The sequence below is a fragment of the Mucilaginibacter panaciglaebae genome (genome assembly GCF_039539265.1).
GTDB classification, from domain to species: Bacteria; Bacteroidota; Bacteroidia; order Sphingobacteriales; family Sphingobacteriaceae; genus Mucilaginibacter; species Mucilaginibacter panaciglaebae.
Genome location: NZ_BAABCV010000008.1, coordinates 86354 through 103050 on the forward strand (window position 1 = coordinate 86354; position 16697 = coordinate 103050).

Consider the following 16697-nt stretch of genomic DNA (forward strand, 5'->3'; position numbering starts at 1 on the left):
TTATGCTGTTTCTGTAGTTTCCGCTAATTCATCCTTCACTAAACCATTTTTACGTATCACTTCGCGGGCCAGGTTAAGATAATTGATAGCCCCTTTACACGTTGCATCGTGCATAATTACCGATAAACCAAAACTTGGCGCCTCGCTTAAGCGGGTATTGCGTTGTATGATGGTTTCAAATACCATTTCTTCAAAGTGATTCCTCACCTCTTCGACAACCTGGTTTGAAAGGCGTAGCCTTACATCATACATCGTTAATAATATACCCTCAATCTCTAACTGAGGGTTTAGGCGGTTCTGTACAATTTTTATAGTATTTAACAGCTTGCCCAATCCTTCTAACGCAAAGTATTCGCACTGTACAGGTACAATTACCGAGTTAGCAGCGGTTAAAGCATTAATGGTGATCAAACCTAAAGACGGCGAGCAGTCAATGATGATGAAATCATAATCGTCGCGCACCTTATTAAAAACTTCCTGCATTTTATACTCCCGGTTATCCAGGTTGATCATCTCGATCTCGGCCCCTACCAGGTCAATATGTGCAGGCAGTAGGTCAAGATTTGGAGTATCGGTTTTTATGATAGCCTCGCTCGGATCAACTTCATTAATGATACACTCATAAATACTGTTTTTCACATTGCGCGGATCGAAGCCTATACCAGACGTAGCATTAGCCTGCGGATCTGCATCAACTAACAAGGTTCTGTACTCTAATACGGCTAAACTTGCAGCCAGATTTATGGAAGATGTGGTTTTACCAACACCGCCCTTTTGATTGGCTAATGCAATTATTTTGCTCATTCTAAATCTCTAAAATTTATAACAGTGTCTAGTACAACGAAAAATAGAAAGATAAATTTCTACCTTCGGGGAACTTTTATCAGCGCTAAGATATAGATTTAAACAATGTAGAAATCCACAGTTTTGGCCGATTTACAAACATATTAATGTGGAATGGTTATAGAATGAGCGTTTGAGTAAATATTTTTTACAATTCATTAATTCAAAGCTTTTCCAGGTATCATTCGGCCATGCGATAATTCACTTATTAAAAATGATTACCATCATATCATCTACCAACCGGCCGGGCAGTTCGACACTTAAAGTGGCGCGGTACTATCAAAAAACATTAACTGAAAAAGGTGCCGAAACGCAACTTTTATCGTTAGAACAGTTGCCGCCCAACGTTTTGGCTACAGACTTATATGGAAAACGCAGCGCCGAATTCCAGGTTATTCAGGACATTGTTGACGCTACTGATAAATTCATTTTCATAATTCCCGAATATAACGGCAGCTTCCCGGGAGCATTAAAAGTATTTGTTGATGCCTGTACTTTCCCTTATAGTTTTTATGACAAAAAAGCCGCTTTAGTAGGCATATCATCGGGTAAATATGGGAACATCCGCGGAATAGATCATTTTACCGGCGTGTGCCATTATGTGCATTTAAACATCATGCCGTTAAAACTGCATATAGCTAATATTAAAACCGAGATCAACGAGGAAGGCGACCTATTTAAAGAGGATACAGTAAAGTTCACCAATGAGCAAATAGATAAGTTTGTCAGGTTTTAAGTGCATACTGATAGCTGATAACGCTGATAAGAGTATCTGGTCAATAAGTGTACAATAGTTTTCGTATCTAACATCTTACAATCAGAATAGTCCTTTTTATTAACCGAAGGACTATTTTTGGTTAATATTCAACTCATATTTAACCGTGCTAAAAACTACTCTTGCTGCAATTTTAATTTTGGCAAGCTTCGCTGCCATCGCGCAGAGTGCTCGCCATGCTACAAAACCTGATACTAATAAGTTAAATACAGTAACTGTCCAGGGCTATCTGTCAGAAAAACCATTATTGAGCGTACCTGCATCAGTGAGCGTAATAACTGCCGGGCAACTTAAGTTGCAGCCCGACGCTTCCCTGGTATCGGTAATGAATACAGTTCCCGGCGTACGCATGGAAGAGCGTTCGCCGGGTAGCTATCGTCTTTCTGTGAGGGGCAGTTTGTTAAGGTCGCCATTTGGCATACGCGATGTCAAAATTTATTACGACGAGCTGCCATTAACGGACGCCGGTGGCAATACCTATCTTAATACCATTGATTTTAACAGCGTACAAGGTCTTGAAGTATTGAAAGGACCTGACGGCAGTCTGTTTGGCGCTAATTCTGGTGGAGTAGTTTTGATTAGCCCGGTCAACCGCTTTGATAAGAGCAACTTTGTAACGGCGGGTTTTACCGGCGGATCATACGGCCTGGTGCATGAGAATGCCGGCTTGCAAAATGTCAGCAAAAACAACCAGTTTAATTTTAACCAGTCTTATCAGACTTATCATGGGTACCGAGTGCACAGCGATATGTACCGACATTATTTTCAGCTGAGTGATAAGCTTACTTATGGGGGTGTTAATTCTATAAAAGTGCTTGGTTTTTATTCAGACCTGAATTACGAAACACCCGGCGGACTTACGCTGGCCCAGGTTGCTACCAACCCACGGATGGCTCGGCCTTCTACTCCTTTCGTCCCTGGTGCAATAGCCCAGCATGCCGGCATCACTAATAAAATGACTTATGGCGGCGTAGTGAACGAGTGGCACATTACAGACCGTATCCGCAACGTATTTGCGGTGTATGGTACTTATGTTGATTTTACCAATCCGTTTATAACCAACTACGAGCAGCGCTATGAGCGCACTTACGGCATGCGCACTTACTTTGAGTTTGCCGGCCAGCAAAAAAGCAATTTCAGCTGGAAAGCCAATGTCGGTATGGAGTGGTCGCAAACTAATGCTGACAATAATGATTATGGCAACCGCTTTGGCGTGCGTGATACTGCGCAGAGTTTGGATAAGGTGAACACCGGCACCCATTTCTTTTTCGCACGTTATGAGGAGACTGTAGCTAACCGCCTTCATGTTGAGGCTGCCGCCAGCTTAAACTTTTATGGGTACGATTTCAGAAACGTATACCCACAAATGCAGACGGCGTTTACCAAGCAAACTTTCTCGCCCCAGGTAATGCCGCGTATAGCATTATCATACCAGATCACTAATAACTTTGTGTGGAGGGCATCAACCAGCCGTGGTTATTCAACACCAACTTCGGCAGAGATCAGGCCATCAAACAACATAATTAACACCTCGTTACAAGCACAGTTTGGTTGGAATTATGAAACCGGCTTCCGTCTGCGTAGCAATGATGAAAGCGTTTTACTGGACGTATCTGCATTTTACTATCACCTGAATAACGCCATTGTACGCCGCCTTAACGATGACGGTACCGAGTATTATACCAACTCCGGCGATATCAAACAGCCGGGTTTAGAGTTATATTTCAGCGATTGGATCATCAAGCCTAACGATAGCGGGTTTATACGCGGCCTGCAGATCAGCGAATCATTTACGTTGAGTAAGTTTACTTTCGGCAATTATCATGACGCTACCAGGGGCTATACAGGCAATGAGCTAACCGGTGTACCGCGCGATGTTAGTGTAGCCAGCGCGCAGGTAAAATTTCCGCAATCGTTATATCTGTATGCGCAATACAACGCTACCGCCCGCATACCTTTAAATGAGGCTAATACTTTTTATGCACCGCACTATAACCTGGTGCAGGCAAAAGTTGGCTGGCAGCACCAGATAGGCAATAAAACCCGACTGGAAGTCTTTGCTGGAATAGATAATTTGTTGAATGAATATTATAATCTGGGCGCAGATCTGGATGCGGTGGGTAATCGTTTTTACAACCCATCAGCATTGCGCAACTACTATGGCGGATTTAATGTGAAGTTTTAGATCGTGAATCTGATCCAACCGTTACCTTCATAGCCAAATATGAATTGTTTGGGATAGAGTATCTCAGCCAGTAGTTCCGTGGCTTCTACTCTATTTTCGGTTGAATCGTCCAAGAATATATCCCCGCTAACAATATACAGGCGATTGTTTTTTATTGCCTGTAACTCTGTAAAACCCGGTAATTGCAATAGCCGATCGATATTGGTCATAGTTTGTGCGATGGGCATATCATCGGGCATCAGTATAACAACGTCTGGATTAAGAGCAAACAACGTTTGCTCATCCCCTTCAATCAAACTACCGCCCGCCATATTGACAATCTTCACTATTTCGTCAGCCGCCAGAGCTAACGGCTCCAGGGTTTTTACAAAAGCCACCTTAGGTTTTTGCTCTATAAACTTGAGTTTATGTTTGATGATATCCAGGCGCTCCTGTTGTTCTTCGGTTAATGATGTCATGCTGCAAAGTTGCGCATTTTTTATGTTTGCTAAAACCTGTTGTCAAATCCTTATATTAAATAACAAGGCCTGCATACCCACACATTTGCATATCTGCAGCTGCAAAACTTATCTTTGACGCTTATGATATTTCTGACCGTTTTCCTTGGGCTTATAGCTAACTTTATAGGTTATATCCCGCCAGGAAACATAAACCTTACGCTTGTTCGCATTACCATAAATCGTGGTTTTAAACAAGCTATGCAATTCAGCATTACCTTTTCATGTGTAGAATTCTTTTTCACGTTTTTTATTATGCATGCGGCCAAATGGCTGTCAGAACAGGTACATCTGGATGTGGTAATTGATTGGGTAATGTTTGCGTTATTCTTAGTGTTGGGTATTGTTACCTGGCTTCATCGCAAGAAACCACCCCAAACTAAATACAAAGAGCACGACAGCATTAAATATGGCGTCCTGCTGGGCTTTTTGAATCCTATGCAAATACCATTCTGGATGATATGCGGCACCTATCTTATAACGCACCAATGGATATTAGACGGAAATATGGCGCTTACAATATTCAGCATCGGCTCGGCAGGCGGCGCATTTCTTTGCCTGTTTCTGTATGCCCGTTTTGCACAATATATCCAAAGCAAATTTGCATTAAGTACCAGGATCATTAATACTGCCATCGCCCTTTTGTTTTTCAGTTTTGCCGGATATCACCTGATAAAACGTATTTACCTGTCTGTTAAGCCTGCGCAAGTTGCCGAAGTAAAAGACTAATGATGCGTCGCCCATTTGGCCACAGCTTTTTCGTATCCTTCGGTAATTAACGGAACCATCCTTCTATTATTGAGGGCGGTAACTTTGCATAATTTACTATAAACAGACCGGCGAACGAAACTACTGGGGTAGTCGAAATAAAACTTCCACATCGAAACAATCTCAGGCTTGCTAAATGCGTTTAGTTCGTTTACAAATTGAGCATTATGAGCCTCAGCGAATTCATAACTGCTTCGCTGAAAGCTGCCAATGGCGTCAGGACAATAAATGCCGTTTATTGATATCTCAATGATCTTTTTTATAACTGCCAACTGGCTGTAAGCAGTAGAGTTAAAAATACGCTTAAAATAATTGGGTGGCACACCGGTTAAAGGGCGCCCCATCTGCTTCTTTTCGTCCCACCCGTAATAACTGAAAAAGGTTTTAAAGTTTGACGGAAGGGCTTTAAAAAATAAACGCTGATAATAAATCGAGTCTTTATTAGGCACGACAAAACCCTTGCGGTAAGCATCCTTTAAATAATTTGGATTGAGGGTTTGAGCGTGAAGAAATTGACGGGACGTAAAAAATAAGACCAGGAAAAAAACAAACCTTTTCATTAAAGTACCTAACCAATTATATTATACAGATGAATTTTTACTTTTCAGGTTCCATATCTTTTCGGCTTTGCGGCCAATTAACCAAAATGAGGCTGCAAGTATGGCAAAAAAAACAGTCTTGTTGGTATTGTCCCAAAAATATTCAAAATATTTAGTGTAGATGAATATGATGAGAAAGGTAATACCAAACTCGCGCGATATATCATCGTTATTTTTTAACCCGTATAACAAAAACGCTCCGGCCGCGCATATTGATATAATGCCCCAATAAAATAGCGTGATCTGTTTAATTTGATACCATACATCTAAACTACCCAGGTTGCCAAATATACTGAGTAACCATAATGACATAAACAGGTAGAGTAAACCTACCACGTAGGTATGTTCCCAAAAGTAGGCAAACCATTTACGGTTCTTCAACAGCGCACAGGCTACAATGAGGACCAAACCAAACAGTACAAAGCGCAACGGATAATTCATCCCTAGAAAATAATCTGTCCAATGCGTTTGATAGCCCGTTTCGGTACCGAACCAACTACCCAGTGATATCAGCGAAAATAACCAAATCAGCTTCGACTGCATGCGCCAGCCTAAAAAGCCATACACAAACACCGAAAGAAGGAAAAGCAGCGAATAATGTCCCGAATTACGGTCGAGCGCTTTGCCCAGGTAAGCAATGCAGCAAGCAGTGAATAGTATGCCGGTAAAAATTACCGCCTCATTACTAAATATCTTTTCCGGATAAAACCGCTCTCTGCGGCGCCCCCAATAAAACAGGAAAACAGCCGCAACGGCCGAGATGATGCTGATAACAATATCCGGGGTATAATATAGATGTTTAAGCCATCTGACCACAGCATCATTAACTATAAGAAAAGCAAACGATGCCCCACCGCAAATCAGCGCTATCCAAAACGAATATTTGGCAAGCCGCATCCAGTCGAAACCTTTAACTTCGTACGAACCGCGTAGTTTTTCGGCTGTATCGTCACTCAGCATCCCCTCCTCCTGCCAGTGGGTTATAGTTTTATTCAGAAATTCGCTTTCTACCCTATCAATATTTAGCTTAGGCATATATTATTGGTTTTGCGTGTGCCTTATGCAGAGAACTTTTGCAATAATAGCAAAGTTTGCACCAACGCATCAACTTTTGGCCATTAGCCTTAATACATCTTCTTTATCGCGGGTTATTTGTGCCTTAAGTTCATCAAGGCCATTAAACCTGACATCGCCGCGCACGTAGTGATAAAACGACATCCGGATAACCTCATTGTATATTTCTTTATTAAAATCAAACAGGTTAACTTCTATATTCCGCGTCATGCCATTAATGGTGGGGCGGCTGCCTATATAAGCCATGCCTTTGTAATGCTGCCCGTTGTGCTGCGCTTTAACAGCGAAGATGCCGTCAGCAGGGATGAGTTTATATTTTTCTTCGACCTGGATATTAGCTGTAGGGTAACCAATCTGTCTGCCAATCTGGTCGCCGCGAACAACTTTACCGGTGATAAAAAACGGATAACCCAGGAAGATGTTGGCCAGATCAATGTCAGCAGCCAGCAAAGCCTCACGAATGCGGGTTGAGCTAACGGCTACGTCATTGATATCCTGCTCAGGTATCTCGATCACTTCAAAACCATAAACCGGCGACAGGCGCAGCAGATCATCCAGCCCGCCACTACGGTCTTTGCCGAAATGATGGTCGTAGCCAATTACAATCTTTTTAGTACCTATTTTATTAACCAGTACATCCCTGATATAATCCTCGGCACTTTGGTTTGAGAAATCGCAGGAGAACGGGGTAATAATCAGGTGGTCGACTCCAAGTTGCTCCAGCAATTCGGCTTTTTCATTAATTGTATTGATCAGCTTGATGCTGTCATCCTCGGGATGCAATATCATGCGCGGGTGCGGAAAAAAAGTTAAGATCACCGTCTCACCGCCACAGGCATCAGCCAACTCTTTAATACGCGCTATGATCTTGCGATGGCCGAGATGTACCCCGTCAAACGTGCCAATGGTAACTACGGCACTTTCAACAGGTTTAAAATCATCAATATGATGGTAAATGTTCATTTTTATTAAGCTAAGAGCACAAAGCCTGAAGCTAAAAGCTCTTTATATAAATATCCATTATAAGCTTTCAGCCTTTGGCTTTCCGCTTTCCGCTTTTATAACTGCCACCAGCTCCATCACCTCCCAGGCGTCTGCCAGTTTAAAGTTGCCGCTGCGGGTGCGGGTTAATTTTGACAGGTAAGCGCCATTGTCCAACGCGCGGCCAAAGTCATTTACTAATGAGCGAATGTAAGTACCCTTGCTGCATACTACCCTAAAGTCAACTTCGGGCAGGGCAATGCGGGTAATCTCAAACCTGGTAATGGTTACGTTGCGTAATTTTAGCTCAACTTCCTCGCCGCGGCGGGCTTTTTCATATAGCCTTTCACCGTCGACCTTGATGGCCGAGTGAGCCGGCGGATACTGCTGTATATCGCCGGTGAACTGTTTACAGGCATTACGGATTTGCTGGTCTGTAAGGTTGCTTGTATCAAACTTTTCATTAGCCTCGGTTTCCATATCGTACGAGGGCGTGGCGGCCCCCAGGATCATGGTACCGGTGTACTCTTTTTCTTCGGCCTGAAAGGTGTCTATCTGTTTGGTCATCTTACCGGTACAGATAATCAGCAAACCGGTAGCCAGCGGGTCAAGCGTCCCGGCGTGGCCAACCTTCAGCTTCAGCGGTTTAAATGAGTTGCGCAGTTTGCCTACTACATCAAAACTTGTCCATTTGTAAGGTTTATTTACCAGCAGCAACTCGCCTTCGGCAAATTTAAATTCTTTATCCTTTAGCGGCGTGGTATTCAATGTATCCATGTTCACGCTGCAAAGGTAATAATAAGCTTGGTATGTTGTCGGGACGTTCCGTTTCAGGACGCTGCCTGGCTGATCAATACGTTTTCATCTTTTTTGCTTATTGGTGTTTCATAAAAAAGTGAAACACTTTGAAACACTTGAAACACTTTTTCATATTAACCAGCTGTATATTAAAGGATTACAAAAACGCAGTGAAACACTTTGAAACACTACCAATACTTCAGGTAAACGCACTTAATACACTGATAGCAAACATATTATCCATTTTTTTTGACTTATTGACCAAATGAGATGAAACACCTAAGTGAAACACCTGACCCCAATTTTTACATAGCTGTTTTAAAATGACAATCAATCCACACAAAATAAAATACCACCAACTACCGCCGGCGGATGCTTTTAATGCGGTGAACCAAAGCGCTTAAATTTTTCTACCTTCATGGTATGGTTTAAAAATTATTTTGACGACTTGTCCAATTCTTAAGAAGCGAGTCGTCATTTAGTTTTAAAACATTAAACTGTACTAAAATGAACGATTTCCTATTGATCTTTAGACGCGATGAAAGCATCGAGAACAAATTCACTCCAGAGCAGCTAAAAGAAGCTACTAAACCATGGCAAGATTGGATGGGCAGCCTGGCCGCCCAAAACAAACTGGCCGACCGCGGCAATCGCCTCGATTTTGACGGACGGGTAATTAAACCCGGCGCCGTGGTAACAAATGGCCCTTATGTCGAGGTAAAAGAAGTAATTGGCGGTTACACCGTAATTCGTGCAGCGTCGCTTGAAGAAGCCGCCGAAATTGCAAAAGGCTGTCCTATCCTGAACGCTAATGGCAGCGTTGAGGTAAGGCAGATTGTGCAAATGGCGATGTAATCTCCCCCCCCCTCTCCTTTTGGAGAGAGGGGCTTTTTAATAATTGTATGTCACTCCCTTTCCTTCGGAGGGGCCGGGGAGCGTTCTATGAAAAACAATCAGATCTTACCCCATTTATATCGCACCGAGTACCGCAAGATCATTGCGGTATTGGCCCGGCTGTTTGGTTTTGAACATATCCAGGTTGCTGAAGACATCGCAAGCGATACCTTTTTGCTGGCTTCAGAAACCTGGGCAGATGGTAAGATACCGGTTAACCCGGCGGCCTGGCTTTACACCGTTGCCAAAAACAAAGCGAAAGATTATTTGAAGCACAACACGGTATTTGACCAAAAGGTTAGCCTGCATTTAAGAGCGGAAACCACATACGCTGAGTTAGACATCGATTTATCGGACGCAAACATCAACGACAGCCAGCTACAAATGATGTTTGCCATTTGTCAGCCTGCTATCCCTGCCGAAGCACAGGTAGGCCTGGCTCTGCGCATACTTTGCGGTTTTGGCATTGACGAAATTGCGGATGCTTTTTTATCTAACAAAGAAACCATTAACAAACGCCTGTTTCGCGCCAAAGAGAAACTGCGCGAACAGCAGGTAAAAATTGAATTTCCGGATAATCAAGAGATCAATAAACGGCTGGAGACTGTCTTGCTAACGTTGTATTTGCTTTTTAATGAGGGATATTATTCTACCAGTGGCAACACCAATATGCGCAAAGACCTGTGCCTGGAGGCTATGCGTTTAAATTATCTGCTGATTGAAAACCGCGCTACCGATTTACCGCAGGTAAATGCCCTATTCTCGCTGATGTGTTTTCATGCTTCGCGATTTGAGGCACGTATTGACAAAAATGGCGAAATCATTATTTACGACGAACAAGACAGCAGCCTGTGGAACGACGAATTGATATCGCGTGGTACGCATTACCTGATACGTGCTGCAAAAGGCAACCAACTTACCCGCTATCATCTGGAAGCAGCCATTGCCTACTGGCATACACAAAAAGCCGACAGTGCCGAAAAATGGAAAAATGTATTACAACTTTACAACAAACTACTCATCCTTGAATATTCACCTATGGCAGCATTAAACAGAACTTATGCCCTGGCTAAAGCCGAAGGAAAAGTACAGGCTATTATTGAAGCAGAAAAACTGACGCAGCTAACCGACAGTCATTTGTATCATTCATTACTGGGATATTTATATCGTGATATTGACCATGAAAAAGCGCTGCAACACCTGCAAACCGCTTTAAAGCTGGCTAAAACGTCGCAGGAAAAAAATCAGATAAAGCGGAATATTAAGGACCTGGATGCTACCTAGCAACTTAAAATGTGGGCATTCCCATCAATGAGAAATCTTACATAAATATTCAGACGAGGCTTAGCATAAAGCTTATTTAGCAGTGAATTCGCCAGCTGAGTCATTGGTGCCGATGCGTTCTTTTTCATACTTTGCGCCGGTTTTAATTTATAGTTTGTATATCCAATTTTACTAATGAATAATAATGAACTGGTCACCAAGCCACACTACCCGATATTAGACGGCCTTCGCGGTGTCGCAGCTATTATCGTTGTAACCTTTCATCTGGCAGAGCCATTATCTACCAGTAATTTAGATAAATTGGTTAATCACGGTTACCTGGCTGTCGACTTTTTCTTTTTATTGTCGGGTTTTGTGATCGGCTATGCGTATGACGACAGATGGAATAAAATGACGGCCGGCAGCTTCTTCAAACGCCGTATTGAACGTCTGCAGCCAATGGTGGTTTTAGGCATGACTCTCGGCGCCATAGGTTTCTATTTTACAGATTCTACGCTATGGCCGCTCATTCATACTGTTCCTGTCTGGAAGATGCTCCTGGTGATGCTGATCGGTTATACTATCCTGCCGGTACCATTATCGCTTGATATACGTGGCTGGGAAGAGATGCACCCAATGAATAGCGTGGGCTGGTCATTGTTGTTTGAATACATTGCCAACATTCTGTATGCTGTCTGGATCAGGAAATTCTCCAAAACGGCATTAAGTATCCTGGTCGGCGTCGCAGCAATCGCGCTCGCTCATCTGGCCATCACCAACGGCGATGTCAGCGGCGGCTGGACACTGAATGTACAACACATGCGCATTGGATTCACCCGTGTCCTATACCCTTTCTTTGCCGGTCTGTTACTTTCGCGTGTGGTGAAACCAACCCGGATTAAGCATGCGTTTTTATGGTGCAGCCTTTTGGTTGCCATAGTGCTTTATATGCCCCGCCTTGGCGGCGCTGAGCATCTTTGGATGAACGGTATCTATGAATCTGTTTGCATCATTATCGTTTTTCCGCTTATCGTATACCTCGGGGCCAGCGGCGTCACACAAACCCAAAGAGAGAACAGGATATGCAAATTCTTAGGTGACATATCCTATCCGCTTTACCTGGTACATTACCCGCTGGTATATTTTTACGTTGCCGGCATCAGCAATCATAAAGGGGTAACTATGGTGCAGGCGTTGCCTTATGCATTACTCATTTTAATAAGCAGCATTATTTTGGCCTATGCCGCATTAAAATGGTATGACGAGCCTGTTCGGAAATGGTTGCGGAAAAAGCTTGGGTAGAATCGGAATATTGTACTTATGGTCGCCAAAAGTAACTGATACCACCAAATTATTCTGTTTGATCTGCCATGTATTGATAATTGGCTTGAGAGAAGTAAAAAGAAAAGCCCCTGATGGGCAGGGGCTTTTACTAACCAATTATAAACCAATATATGAGAAAGATATGCTTAGCGAACAATCACATCAACTAAGCACATTACGTTAATTCTGATTGATGTAAAGTATTGTACAAACGCTATGCCGAAGTGAGATATTGTTTACTTTCACAGACATAACACTTTTGTTACTTATACCTAAGTATGCACAAAAAAAAGGGCAGCCTTTTAATATGGCTTGCGGATGCCTAAAATGTAAGTGTCTTAAACTGTGTGCAGTACGTTGCTATAATAGTACAATACAATAATTACTATACCGGCCAGTATACGGTAAACACCGAAAAGCCTGAAGCCCTTTTGCTCTAAAAAGGTAATAAATGACTTAATTGCCGCCATAGCAATAACAAATGCCACCAAACTGCCAATTAAAAGGTACTTAATATCCTGATGAATATCTGCGGCTGTCATGTTGCCATGTTTGTAAAAATCGTACAGATCTTTCAGGGTTGCACCAAACATGGTAGGCACGGCCAGGAAGAACGAAAATTCGGCTGCTGCTTTACGACTTAGCTTTTGGCTCATACCGCCTACGATGGTCGCGCCTGAACGGGACACGCCGGGAATCATCGCCAGACATTGGAAAAAACCGATCTTCAATGCCGTTACATGCGAAATTTGTTTCTCTTCGGTGACGGTTGGCTTATTAAACCATTTGTCTACAAAAAGCAATATAACCCCACCCAATATAAAAGCTACGGCCACTACCAGCGGGCTTTCTAATAATATGTCGATCTTCTTTTTTAGTAATACGCCAAAAATTACCGCCGGAATTACTCCTATAACCAGCTTTACATAAAAATCAACAGAACGGAAAAAGCGTTTAAAGTACAATACCACTACAGCCAGGATGGCGCCCAACTGAATAACAATCTCAAAAAGCTTAACAAACTCGTCTTTACCAATGCCCATAATGGCGCTGGCTACAACCAGGTGCCCGGTTGACGACACAGGCAAGAACTCGGTCAATCCTTCAATTAGTGCAAGGATGAGAACATGAATAATATTCATTTTAAGGGAGGGCTAAGGTTGAAAGGTTTAGCTATTACTTATTGTCAGACTTCTTTAAAATAGCATAAAAACCGATACCGAAACCAGCCAATACGACAATTGGTGCGATCACAATTTTTGTAGTACTGTAGATATCGGTAGTACCAGACATCAGTACAAAGCCCAATGCTACTACTGCAATACTGATAATAAACCAGGTGTAATTGCTTTTATCGAATATAAACTTTACCGGAGTTGTGTTGGCCGCCGGTGTTTTAGCTGATGATTTTGTTTGCGTGGTCTTTGCCATGTTTATTTAATGATTGAATTAGTGATTGAGTGATTAATGAATGTATCAGGAGCGGTTAATAAAGAATTGCAAATGGATTTATATTTATTCATCAACAACTCACTATTTATTACTTACCTATTCATCGCTCTATCTGTATAAATCGTATACTTTTAATCTTAAGAACTTGTTTACTGCCAGGTAAGTACTAAATGCCGATATAAATATCCCCAAACCAATCACACCTAAAAATACGATACCGAACTCGGCGTTATTTTGAAGAATCACTAAATCGGGGATCTCAAGGTTAGCAAAGTACAGCGTAGCTACCAGGATAATAACAGCGATTAAACCGCCCAGTAAGCCGTGCCATATACCATACAAAATAAACGGCTTACGAATGAAAGCTTTTGTTGCCCCTACCAACTGCATAGACTTGATCAGAAATCTTTGCGAGTAAATAGCCAGCCGGATGGTGTTATTAATCAGCGCTACTGATACCACCACAAAAATTGCGGTAAAGGCCAGTATTACCAGGCTTATAGAACCTATGTTGGAGTTCATCTGGTCGACCAATGATTGCTGATATTTAACTTCTTTTACTATGGGGTTCTTTAACAGATTAGCTTTGAACTTGGTGATCTCGGCATTGTTGGCATAGTCGGCATTAAGGTATATATCCAACGATTGCGACAGCGGATTATAACCTAAAAATCGCACAAAATCCTCGCCCAGGTCTTTTTGCAGGTTACGGGCTGCCAGTTCTTTACTTACGTAGACAGCTTGCTTAACTGCAGGGTTGCTCTCCAACTGGTTTTGCAATTGCCTTACATCGGTTTCATGTGCGGCGTCGTCCACAAAAATATTGAGTACGATATTTTCCTTCACATAGCGCGACAGGTTATTAGCATGTACCAATATCAGCCCGAGTAAGCCAACCATCAGCAATACCATAGCAATACCAAATACAGTTGATATGTATATGGTTTTAGTTTTATTGGCCGATTCGCTTACTTCAAATTCTTCCATTGTATACTGTTAGTTTCTGCGAATTTAAGAAACCCTGTCTAAAGGTAAAAGTTTATATTTTTTTAATTGGTTTTTATGGAGGAGTTTAACATTATTTAACGCCTATTACTTTTTGTCATTAAACAAATCTCCCCGCATACCTGTTAAATAACATTATGACAAAACCAGCAAATTCAACAGATAAAGCGTCGCCTTCGGATACACCTACCGACAGACCGAACGACAAAGGCGGCAAAGCTATAGTTCGCTCAGCCGATAAAGAATATGATGCTAAAAAGCCGCATGGTGGCGATATCGCCACGAAACACGAAAGAGACGAGCAACCGGTTAATCCGGGGAAGAAATCTTGAGGGGGGAATCTGGGGTCAAAAGCGTCCCTGGTTATCGTTAACTTAAGACTCACGACTGCAGACTCGCCAACTACCTGGCTATGCCTGTCGAGTTGAACTGCAGGTCGTATAGTTTGCGGTAGTAGCCGTTTTCTATGCGTAGTAGTTCCTGGTGTGTGCCCATCTCTTTGATCTCGCCGTGGTCTAACACGATGATCTTGTCGGCGTTTTGTATGGTTGAAAGGCGGTGGGCAATCACAATGGCTGTGCGCCCCTGCATGAGCTTGTTAATGGCGTTCTGTATCAATAATTCCGTTTCGGTGTCTACAGATGATGTGGCCTCATCCAACACTAATATCGCCGGGTCATAAACCAGTGCACGGATAAACGAAATCAACTGCGCCTGACCTGCAGATAACGTTGAGCCGCGCTCCATTACATTATAATCATAACCGCCAGGTAAGCGCTCAATAAACTCGTGCGCTCCTACATCTTTTGCTGCCGCGATGATCTGCTCGCGGGTTATGGTTTGATTATTCAGGCTGATGTTATTGGCAATGGTATCTGTAAACAAAAATACATCTTGTATCACGGTAGCAATCTGTGCCCGTAGGTAGTTTACATCATACTCAATAATGTTATGACCATCTACTCTCACCTCGCCTTTACCAATCTCATAAAAACGGTTCAGAATGTTTATGGTTGATGACTTGCCCGCGCCGGTTGCGCCTACCAGGGCCAGCGTCTCACCAGGTTTTACATGGATGTTGATATCTTTAAGCACCCAGTTTTCATCGTTATAAGCAAACCAAACGTTGCTAAATTCAATCTCGCCAATTAAACGCTTAGGACGTAGCGTGCCGGGGTTAGGCGCTACCTCATCAGTATCTAATACTTTGAAGATACGATCGGCACCTACCATGCCCATTTGCAACGTGTTAAATTTATCGGCAAGCTGCCTTATTGGCCTGAACAGCATATTGAGCAGCAAAATAAAGCCGGTAATAACACCGGGCGTAATGCCTTTGTTCGACGCAGTAAGATGCGCCAGCTGCTCATCAGACAGCATACGCTTACAACCATACCAAACCAGCAGCCCCATGCAAATAGCGAACAAAATTTCGACAACCGGGAAAAATATCGAATAATACCAGTTGGAGCGAATATTCGCATCGCGGTATTTCAGGTTAACAGCCTTGAACTTACGCATTTCCTGGTCCTCGCGTGCAAAGTTTTGGATAATGCTCATGCCCGAAATATGCTCGGCCAGAAAAGTATTCAGATGCGCCACCTGCGTTCGTACTTCCTGGAAAGATGATTTAATAGCTTCCTTAAAAATATAAGTCGACGCAAACAGCAGCGGCATCGGTATCATGGTAATAAGAGCCAGCTTCCAGTCCTGATACAACATCAGGCCGACAACAGCTACTACAAGAAGCAGATCGCCAATAATGGAAATCAATCCTTCAGAAAAAATATCGGCAATAGTTTCCAGGTCGGATACGGTACGGGTAATGAGCATACCGATAGGTGTGCGGTCAAAATATTTTAGCCGCAAACTGGTAACATGGTTAAAAATATCAATCCGCAAATCGCGGATAACCGATTGACCCAGGGCGTTAGTTAAATAAGTCTGATAATACTGCGCGGCAGTCTGAATAATTAACTGGGCAATCATTAGCTCGACCATAAAGAGCAGGCCGTTGTAATCGTTCAACATAATGTACTCATCCAGTGTTTTCTGAATAAGTATAGGCTGCACCAGCGCGTTAGCCGCCAGAAACACGGTTAAAAATGCAGATATGACAAACGTAGTATTATACGGTTTAACATAGTGCATTACGCGCTTGAGCAGGTTCCAGTCGAATGCTTTACCGGTAACGCCCGCGCCTTTTGAAGGAGGAGTTTTTAAAGTATCTTTTTGAGAGT

The 16697-nt window shown here is 42.7% G+C and carries 17 protein-coding genes; 7 read left to right on the forward strand and 10 right to left on the reverse strand.

Annotation, left to right across the window (positions count from 1 at the left end; genetic code table 11):
• On the reverse strand, nucleotides 1-804 hold the full coding sequence (locus ABD772_RS12075) for a ParA family protein (RefSeq protein WP_345104594.1): 804 nt from the start codon (nucleotides 802-804) through the stop codon (nucleotides 1-3).
• A gap of 253 nt (nucleotides 805-1057) precedes the next feature.
• Here ABD772_RS12075 and ABD772_RS12080 point away from each other — a divergent pair, with 253 nt between their 5' ends.
• Together ABD772_RS12080 and ABD772_RS12085 are read left to right on the forward strand one after the other, a co-directional pair.
• Complete coding sequence (locus ABD772_RS12080) at nucleotides 1058-1579, forward strand: NADPH-dependent FMN reductase (RefSeq protein ID WP_345104596.1); 522 nt, start codon at nucleotides 1058-1060, stop codon at nucleotides 1577-1579.
• Between the two features lie 145 nt (nucleotides 1580-1724).
• Nucleotides 1725-3803, forward strand: a complete 2079-nt coding sequence (locus ABD772_RS12085; protein ID WP_345104599.1) for a TonB-dependent receptor — start codon at nucleotides 1725-1727, stop codon at nucleotides 3801-3803.
• On the opposite strand, the gene ABD772_RS12090 is transcribed toward ABD772_RS12085, so the two are convergent.
• Complete coding sequence (locus ABD772_RS12090) at nucleotides 3800-4261, reverse strand: ABC transporter substrate-binding protein (protein ID WP_345104602.1); 462 nt, start codon at nucleotides 4259-4261, stop codon at nucleotides 3800-3802. The two genes, ABD772_RS12085 and ABD772_RS12090, sit on opposite strands and share 4 nt — an antisense overlap.
• A 123-nt stretch (nucleotides 4262-4384) precedes the next feature.
• Here ABD772_RS12090 and ABD772_RS12095 point away from each other — a divergent pair, with 123 nt between their 5' ends.
• A complete protein-coding gene (locus ABD772_RS12095) occupies nucleotides 4385-5029 on the forward strand; it encodes a LysE family translocator (protein ID WP_345104604.1) in 645 nt (214 codons plus the stop codon).
• On the opposite strand, the gene ABD772_RS12100 is transcribed toward ABD772_RS12095, so the two are convergent.
• The 4 genes from ABD772_RS12100 to truB form a co-directional block, all read right to left on the reverse strand.
• Entirely contained in the window at nucleotides 5026-5628 is a 603-nt protein-coding gene (locus ABD772_RS12100; protein ID WP_345104607.1) for a hypothetical protein, read from the reverse strand. The two genes, ABD772_RS12095 and ABD772_RS12100, sit on opposite strands and share 4 nt — an antisense overlap.
• 21 nt (nucleotides 5629-5649) lie before the next feature.
• Nucleotides 5650-6702: a DUF2157 domain-containing protein gene (locus tag ABD772_RS12105; protein ID WP_345104609.1), complete on the reverse strand. Its 1053-nt coding sequence runs from the start codon at nucleotides 6700-6702 to the stop codon at nucleotides 5650-5652.
• Nucleotides 6703-6771: 69 nt separating this feature from the next.
• Nucleotides 6772-7704: a bifunctional riboflavin kinase/FAD synthetase gene (locus tag ABD772_RS12110; RefSeq protein WP_345104612.1), complete on the reverse strand. Its 933-nt coding sequence runs from the start codon at nucleotides 7702-7704 to the stop codon at nucleotides 6772-6774.
• Nucleotides 7705-7761: 57 nt separating this feature from the next.
• Nucleotides 7762-8499, reverse strand: a complete 738-nt coding sequence (gene truB / locus ABD772_RS12115; RefSeq protein ID WP_345104615.1) for a tRNA pseudouridine(55) synthase TruB — start codon at nucleotides 8497-8499, stop codon at nucleotides 7762-7764.
• A 528-nt stretch (nucleotides 8500-9027) separates the two neighbouring features.
• On the opposite strand from truB, the gene ABD772_RS12120 reads away from it, so the two are divergent.
• The 3 genes from ABD772_RS12120 to ABD772_RS12130 all read left to right on the forward strand — a co-directional run bounded on the left by ABD772_RS12120 (nucleotide 9028) and on the right by ABD772_RS12130 (nucleotide 11979).
• Nucleotides 9028-9375 carry a YciI family protein gene (locus ABD772_RS12120; protein WP_345104618.1) on the forward strand — a complete coding sequence of 116 codons (348 nt, stop codon included), beginning with the start codon at nucleotides 9028-9030 and terminating at the stop codon, nucleotides 9373-9375.
• Between the two features lie 87 nt (nucleotides 9376-9462).
• Nucleotides 9463-10698, forward strand: a complete 1236-nt coding sequence (locus ABD772_RS12125; protein WP_345104621.1) for an RNA polymerase sigma factor — start codon at nucleotides 9463-9465, stop codon at nucleotides 10696-10698.
• Between the two features lie 174 nt (nucleotides 10699-10872).
• A complete protein-coding gene (locus tag ABD772_RS12130) occupies nucleotides 10873-11979 on the forward strand; it encodes an acyltransferase family protein (protein WP_345104623.1) in 1107 nt (368 codons plus the stop codon).
• 359 nt (nucleotides 11980-12338) lie between these two features.
• On the opposite strand, the gene ABD772_RS12135 is transcribed toward ABD772_RS12130, so the two are convergent.
• The 3 genes from ABD772_RS12135 to ABD772_RS12145 all read right to left on the reverse strand — a co-directional run bounded on the left by ABD772_RS12135 (nucleotide 12339) and on the right by ABD772_RS12145 (nucleotide 14439).
• Nucleotides 12339-13142: an undecaprenyl-diphosphate phosphatase gene (locus ABD772_RS12135; RefSeq protein WP_345104625.1), complete on the reverse strand. Its 804-nt coding sequence runs from the start codon at nucleotides 13140-13142 to the stop codon at nucleotides 12339-12341.
• Between the two features lie 34 nt (nucleotides 13143-13176).
• Nucleotides 13177-13431: a DUF3098 domain-containing protein gene (locus tag ABD772_RS12140; protein ID WP_345104628.1), complete on the reverse strand. Its 255-nt coding sequence runs from the start codon at nucleotides 13429-13431 to the stop codon at nucleotides 13177-13179.
• Nucleotides 13432-13560: 129 nt separating this feature from the next.
• Nucleotides 13561-14439, reverse strand: a complete 879-nt coding sequence (locus ABD772_RS12145; protein ID WP_345104631.1) for a cell division protein FtsX — start codon at nucleotides 14437-14439, stop codon at nucleotides 13561-13563.
• 155 nt (nucleotides 14440-14594) lie between these two features.
• Here ABD772_RS12145 and ABD772_RS12150 point away from each other — a divergent pair, with 155 nt between their 5' ends.
• Nucleotides 14595-14789, forward strand: a complete 195-nt coding sequence (locus tag ABD772_RS12150; RefSeq protein WP_345104634.1) for a hypothetical protein — start codon at nucleotides 14595-14597, stop codon at nucleotides 14787-14789.
• A gap of 70 nt (nucleotides 14790-14859) precedes the next feature.
• On the opposite strand, the gene ABD772_RS12155 is transcribed toward ABD772_RS12150, so the two are convergent.
• Nucleotides 14860-16608 (reverse strand): ABC transporter ATP-binding protein, encoded by a 1749-nt coding sequence (locus ABD772_RS12155; RefSeq protein WP_345104989.1) that lies wholly within the window; start codon nucleotides 16606-16608, stop codon nucleotides 14860-14862.
• Nucleotides 16609-16697: the final 89 nt, after the last annotated feature.